Consider the following 3,175-nt stretch of genomic DNA (forward strand, 5'->3'; position numbering starts at 1 on the left):
GGCGAAATCCATCGCCGGTCCGGGCTGTCCGGTTGTCGAGAGCGGCGGATAGATGGTCCAGCCGCCACCGGTGCCGTAGCCGCCGGCGGGGCCTTCAACGAACATCGACAAGAGCAGCAGCAGGAAAGCCGGCGGCAGCAGCCAGAACGAGATGTTGTTCATGCGCGGGAACGCCATGTCCGGCGCGCCGATCATGATCGGCACCATCCAGTTGGCAAAGCCGCCGATCAGAGCCGGCATGACCATGAAGAAGATCATGATCAGGCCGTGAGCGGTGGTGAACACATTGTACATGTGCTTGCCGCCATCGATGGCGGCGTCGCCTTCGTAACCATAGACCATCGAGGCCAGACCGTGGAAGATCTGGATCCCCGGCTCCTGGAGTTCCATGCGCATGGCAATCGACAGGACGCCACCGATGATGCCCGCCATGATCGCGAAAATCAGGTAGAGCGTGCCGATGTCCTTGTGGTTGGTGGAATACATCCAGCGACGCACAAAGCCCTTTGGCTTGTGGTCATGATCGTCGTGAGTGACAGCTGAACCGGCCATTGCTCTCAGTCCCCTCTCTTAGTTCTTGTCGTTGGCGGCGACATCGACCGACTTTGCGTCGGCATCGATGGCGGCCATCAGATTGCGGTTGGCGGCCTCAACATCGTCGGCAGCGGCGGCAAGCCATGCATCGAACTTGTCTTGGGCAACCACGCGAATTGCGATCGGCATGAAAGCGTGATCCTTGCCGCATAGCTCGGAACACTGTCCGTAATACAGTCCCTCGGCGTCCGCCTTGAACCAGGTCTCGTTGAGACGGCCGGGAACCGCGTCCATCTTGATGCCGAAAGCGGGCATGGCGAAGGAGTGGAGCACATCGGCGGCGGTTACCAGCACGCGCACGGTCTTGCCAACCGGAACCACGAATTCATTGTCAACCGCGAGCAGGCGCGGATAGGCCGCCACATCTTCCTTGGCGTAACCGGCGCGGTCGCCTTCCTTCAGCATGAGGGAGTCAAACGAGACTTCGCTGTCGGTCTGGTACTCGTAGCCCCAATACCACTGATAGCCAGTGGCCTTGACCGTGTAGTCGGCTTCGGGCGGCGAGTATTGCGCGGTCAGCAGATTGAAGGACGGAATCGCCAGCGCGAGAAGGATCACCACCGGGCCCAGCGTCCAAACCACTTCAATGAGCGAGTTGTGACTGGTCTTGGACGGAGTTGGATTGGCGCCGGCGCGGAATTTCACCATCACATAGACCAGCAATACCAGCACGAAAAGCGTGATCGGCACGATGAACCAAAGTGTGTAGGCCTCAAATCCCCGTATCTGCGTCATAATTCCCGTGGCGGCGGGCTGAAAACCCATTTGCCAATCAACCGGCTGTGCGGCCAAAGCCGGGCTTGCACCCAGCGTGCCGAACGCGGCAAGCCCTGCAGAAAGCTTGTTGGTCACGTTTAGTCTCCCTCGAGTATCGCACCGCCTGCGTGACCAGACGGAATCCCTCAATATGATCGGGGCTTCAAATCACAGAATGACACCGCTAGCAACAGCCGTCACGTCTTGATGATGCGGCATTTTTGCGCGGATCTGGCGGAGCCGCCTGTTTGGGTGCGGTTTTGACTGGAGAATGGCAGTTTGACGGCGTGATTTGGCAAGGTTCGGGATGCGAATGCAGCGCGGCTTTGTCAATATCACTGGGCCGGTTTGCCTCCGGGCCGCATTTTTGCCGTACAAAACGGGAGAGAGTGACGGTGAAGGGTTTCAATTTGGCCCCGCCCATCTACAAAATGGGTGATGATTCGGCCGTTGCGTGGAGTTGAAATGGCATTTGCACTCAAATCGAACCCTGCCAGGGCAGCCTTTTTGGCCAGCCTGATGCTCGCAGCCCCGTTGGCGCTTGCAACTCATGCGGCCGCCCAGCAGGCTGGCAAGGTCAAATCCTCGCACGGCTCATGGTCAATCGTCTGCGACACCCCGGCGGGGGCGCCGGGCGAACAGTGCGCGCTGATGCAAAACGTCATTGCCGATGACCGGCCCGAGGTCGGCCTTTCCGTGGTGGTGCTGAAAACCGCTGACCAGCAGGCGCGCATCCTGCGGGTCCTGGCGCCGCTTGGCGTGCTGTTGCCATCCGGACTTGGCCTGAATGTCGACGGCAAGGATATCGGCCGGGCTTATTTCGTGCGCTGCTTTTCCGATGGCTGCTATGCCGAGGTGATCCTCGATGAAACGCTGCTGACCACCCTGCGCGGCGGCACCACCGCAACTTTCATCGTGTTCCAGACTCCCGAGGAAGGGATCGGCATCCCGGTTGATCTCGCCGGTTTCACCGAAGGCTACGCCGCGCTGCCGTGATCGCCTGAGTTCGCCATCCAGCCCGTCAGGGCCGGTCATCGCACCGACCCGCAAGGGTCCGGTTTGCCGCGGCAAGCCTGGCCTGGACGATTGACATTCTCATGGGTGATTCTGGCCGCCGGCTCCGGCCCCTGTGTTTCAATCGCGGCTCGATCACCTATATAGTCTTCCATGATCGCCACAGAATTGGACACCACCATGCAGGACCCACTCGCCAGTCAGTTCGACGTTTCCGAAGCCAAAGTGGAGCGGATCGTCGCCGATGCGCTCAAGGGCGCGGATGATGGCGAGCTCTATCTCGAGTACGAAGAGACCGAATCACTTGTCTTCGACAACGGCAAGCTGAAATCCGGCGCCTACTCGACCGATCGCGGCTTCGGGCTCCGTTCGGTGCTGGGCGAAACCTCCGGATACGCCCATGCCGGCGAATTGTCGGAAGCGGCATTGATGCGCGCGGCGGATGCGGTGTCCGCCGTCACCCGCGGCGCCACCGGCGTCTATTCCGCCGCGCCACAGCGCACCAACAAGCTGCTCTACACCGCCGACAACCCGCTCGCCACGCCTGGCTTTGAGGACAAGGTCAAGCTGCTGCAGAGCATCGACCATTATCTGCGCAACAAGGATGAACGGGTCCGCCAGGTCTCGGTTTCGATCGGCGCCAACTGGCAGGTGGTGGAAATCCTGCGCGCCGACGGTCACCGGGTGCGAGACGTCCGCCCCCTCACCCGGCTCAACATTTCCGTTGTCGCCGGCGTCGGCGACCGGCAGGAAAACGGCTCCTACGGCATGGGCGGACGCAAACTGTTCGGCGATTTCCTGACCGATGAAA

General features: G+C 60.8%; 4 protein-coding genes. 2 read left to right on the top strand and 2 right to left on the bottom strand.

Translation table 11 applies throughout. The features are described 5' to 3' along the window. Together Q8O80_RS13170 and coxB are read right to left on the bottom strand one after the other, a co-directional pair. Positions 1-552 (bottom strand): cbb3-type cytochrome c oxidase subunit I (locus Q8O80_RS13170; protein ID WP_305579932.1); only part of this gene is annotated, 552 nt, incomplete at its 3' end. 18 nt (positions 553-570) lie between these two features. Then, a complete protein-coding gene (gene coxB, locus Q8O80_RS13175) occupies positions 571-1,446 on the bottom strand; it encodes a cytochrome c oxidase subunit II (RefSeq protein ID WP_305579934.1) in 876 nt (291 codons plus the stop codon). Between the two features lie 369 nt (positions 1,447-1,815). Between coxB and Q8O80_RS13180 the strand changes: the two genes are divergently transcribed. Then, positions 1,816-2,346: an invasion associated locus B family protein gene (locus tag Q8O80_RS13180; RefSeq protein ID WP_371136198.1), complete on the top strand. Its 531-nt coding sequence runs from the start codon at positions 1,816-1,818 to the stop codon at positions 2,344-2,346. 198 nt (positions 2,347-2,544) lie between these two features. Then, positions 2,545-3,175 (top strand): PmbA/TldA family metallopeptidase (locus tag Q8O80_RS13185; protein ID WP_305579936.1); only part of this gene is annotated, 631 nt, incomplete at its 3' end.

The sequence above is a fragment of the Devosia sp. genome (assembly GCF_030689745.1).
Taxonomy (GTDB): domain Bacteria; phylum Pseudomonadota; class Alphaproteobacteria; order Rhizobiales; family Devosiaceae; genus Devosia; species Devosia alba.

Excerpts from the sequence above, each read along its gene's own strand:
- Q8O80_RS13180 (WP_371136198.1), top strand. The coding sequence starts at position 1,816 with ATGGCATTTGCACTCAAATCGAACCCTGCCAGGGCAGCCTTTTTGGCC.